Origin of the sequence: Synechococcus sp. OH2, assembly GCF_047462155.1 — a bacterium.
GTDB lineage: Bacteria > Cyanobacteriota > Cyanobacteriia > Thermostichales > Thermostichaceae > Thermostichus.
This window is the reverse complement of the sequence record NZ_JANSIR010000123.1, coordinates 27,016-29,935: the sequence shown is the minus strand read 5'-3', so window position 1 is coordinate 29,935 and position 2,920 is coordinate 27,016. Positions and strand designations below refer to the sequence as shown.

Here is a 2,920-nt window from a genome sequence, read left to right as displayed (position 1 = left end):
CCAAGTGATGCAACAGTTGGCCTATCCCCTGGCCAGCCCGGCCCAGTTTCGCACCGCCTGGCCACAGTTCAAAACTCGCCCTTTCCAGGGATCCTTTCTCGCCTCCGCTCTCACCCTCCTCAGCCATGACGGCAAGCGCTGGCAAGTTTTTGCCGAATTCTCCCTCTCCGCCTCTGAGGGATTGAGACAGGAAACAACAGCCTACTCAACCCAGTGAGCAGCCATGTATTCAGCCAGATCCAGCACCCGCTGCGAGTAGCCCCACTCGTTGTCGTACCAGGCCATCACCTTCACCAGATCCCCGTCCAGCACACTGGTCATCTCCGCATCCACAATCGCCGAGCAGTCGTGGCCGCGATAGTCGATGGAGACCAAGGGGATATCGGAGTAGGCAATGATCCCTTTCATCGTGGTCTCTGAAGCTTCCTTGAGAGCCGCGTTCACCTCTTCGGCAATCACACGCCGCTCTGTTTGCACCACCAAGTCCACCAGCGACACATTGGGCGTGGGAACCCGTACTGCCACCCCGTTCAGCTTGCCCTTCAGTTCGGGGATCACCAGCGCTACTGCCTTGGCCGCCCCGGTGGTAGTGGGCACCATGCTCAGCGCCGCCGCCCGCGCCCGTCGCAGATCGCGGTGGCCACCATCCAAAATCCGCTGGTCGCCGGTGTAGCTGTGGGTGGTGGTCATCGTAGCCCGCAGGACGCCGAACTTGTCCAGCAGCACCTTGAGGAGCGGGGCAAGGCAGTTGGTGGTGCAACTGGCGTTGCTGACAATGTTGTGCCGCACCGGGTCATAGGTGTGTTGGTTAACGCCATACACAAAGGTAGGGATGTCGCCTCCCTTGGCCGGAGCCGTGATCATCACCTTCTTGGCTCCCGCCTCTATGTGTTTAGAGGCACCCTGGTAGTCTACAAAAACACCTGTGGCCTCAATAACAAGATCCACTTTCCACTCTTTCCAGGGCAGGTTGCTGGGGTTGCGATCGGAAACGGCGTGGATGTGCTTGCCGTTAACCAGCAGGCCACCCTCGGTAGCCTCCACTTCCACCCCTTGCAGTGGCCCGAGGATGGAGTCGTACTTGAGCAGATGGGCAGCCGTGCGAGCGTCTGAGGTGTCGTTGATGGCAACAATATCCAAGTTGGACTGGGAGCGCCCCAGCCAACAACGCAAAAAGTTGCGACCGATGCGACCGAATCCGTTGATGGCTACCCTGACCACTGCTCTTAACCTCGCTGCTTGAAATGCTTCGGGAGCTGCTGCTTAGCACATAATACCGCAAGCCCTGGCTATTCTGAAGATAAAATTTGGGATCCCACCGCTTGATTTTTGGCTTCTTTGTAGGAGCGCCAGAACCTTGATTCTAGGGATCCCAGCCTGCCGGCAGGGGTTCTTTTTCCTCAAGCAGGATAGCGCTGCTGCAGCAGGGCCATAGCCGAGGCGACATTTTCCGCCCCCCGTTGTTCCAGGAGATCTGCGAACATGCTGTCGAGCCAAAAGAGGCGCTCGCCGATGATCTGGATCCAGGCGCGGTAAAGCTTCACCTGGACTTCCAGGGGCAATAGGAGCAGCCCTTCGCTGGAGAGGCGCAGGGTTTGCACCTCGGTTAGGCTCACTGCGGTAAAGGAGCGCCGCCGCCCCGTCAGCAAGGAAAGTTCTCCAAACACGCGCCCAGCATGCAGTGTTGCCAGCCAGTAATCGCCGGGATAGCGCATGTACTGGCGCCGCAGCTCCACGATCCCGCTGAGAACTACGTACAGGTCGCTGCTGGGATCCCCTTCTTGGAAGATTACCTGGCCGGGAGAAAAGCGACTGGGCAGTAGGGCAGCCGTCAATGCCTTCCACTCAGCATCTGCCAAGGACTGAAAGAGCAAGTGGTCGCGAACACGCTCAAACGGATAACGGGTGCTGCTCATCGGGTAAGCGGCTGGAAGTGCTTGGGGCCAGCTCTGTTTCATCCTACCGTCACCCCACGTTTTGGGTAGGAAGGATCCCTGCAAAAGGCTTGGGCGAGAAGGCCATTTTCCAACATGTAGAATTTTTGCCGGCCATAGCGCCGGCAGAAGTTCTGCCTAGGCAGGCTGTGGGGGTTCCTGAAAAAGCCGGAGAAGCTCGCCAGTCCTTCCCGGGAAGCGGCAAAGATGCATACAAATGGAGAAAGCTCTCTAGGGATCCCAATCGATGCAGCCTGGTTCGATTGTCCGCTGCCGCGAGCGCGAGTGGGTGGTGCTCCCCGCTGATTCCGAAGAAGGGGTAGTGCTGCGGCCCCTTACTGGCACGCCAGAGGACGCGATTTGCCTTCACCGACAACTGATGAACCTCATAGGCGGCACCTTGCCCTTTGAGCGCATCGAGCCGGCCTTCTTCCCGCTGCCCCGCGCCGACCAAGTTGCCGATGCTGCAGCCGCCCATCTCCTCTGGCAGGCAGCGCGCCTTATCTTACGCGAGGGCGCCACTCCCTTCCGCTCGCTGGGGCGCATCTCCATCCGGCCACGAACCTACCAGTTTGTGCCGTTGCTCATGGCGCTGCGCCTTGATCCGGTGCGGCTATTTATTGCCGATGATGTGGGAGTGGGCAAGACCATTGAAGCGCTGCTGATAGCCAGAGAACTTCTGGATCGCGGCGAGATCCGCCGCTTTTGTGTCCTCTGCCCGCCTTACTTGTGCGAGCAGTGGGCCAGGGAGCTGGCGGAAAAGTTTAACCTCGAGCCGGTAGTTATCCGGTCGGGGACGGTAGGGCAACTGGAGCGGCAAACCCCGCCGGGACAAAATCTCTACGAATACTTCCCGGTGCAGGTGGCCAGCATTGATTTTGTTAAAACGGAGCGCAACCGCCCTCAATTTCTGCAGTTTTGTCCTGAGCTGATCATTGCCGACGAAGTGCACGGGGCGGCAGCGGCCAGTTCCGGCAGAGCTCAGC

3 protein-coding genes and 1 pseudogene are annotated in these 2,920 nt (G+C 59.2%); 2 read left to right on the top strand and 2 right to left on the bottom strand.

What is annotated here, in order from left to right; all coding sequences use genetic code 11:
• Positions 1-217: pseudogene (locus tag NW835_RS13630) on the top strand (2'-5' RNA ligase family protein); the annotation flags it as partial.
• Here the strand turns inward: NW835_RS13630 and gap are convergent.
• Positions 202-1,221 (bottom strand): type I glyceraldehyde-3-phosphate dehydrogenase, encoded by a 1,020-nt coding sequence (gap, locus tag NW835_RS13625; RefSeq protein ID WP_414364424.1) that lies wholly within the window; start codon positions 1,219-1,221, stop codon positions 202-204. The pseudogene NW835_RS13630 and the gene gap sit on opposite strands and share 16 nt — an antisense overlap.
• A gap of 179 nt (positions 1,222-1,400) precedes the next feature.
• Entirely contained in the window at positions 1,401-1,916 is a 516-nt protein-coding gene (locus NW835_RS13620) for a Crp/Fnr family transcriptional regulator (protein WP_414415566.1), read from the bottom strand.
• Between the two features lie 265 nt (positions 1,917-2,181).
• On the opposite strand from NW835_RS13620, the gene NW835_RS13615 reads away from it, so the two are divergent.
• On the top strand, positions 2,182-2,920 hold a 739-nt coding region (locus NW835_RS13615), incomplete at its 3' end, for an SNF2-related protein (RefSeq protein ID WP_414415565.1).

Coding starts and splice junctions, on each gene's coding strand:
- NW835_RS13620 (WP_414415566.1), bottom strand. CDS start 1,916: ATGAGCAGCACCCGTTATCCGTTTGAGCGTGTTCGCGACCACTTGCTC.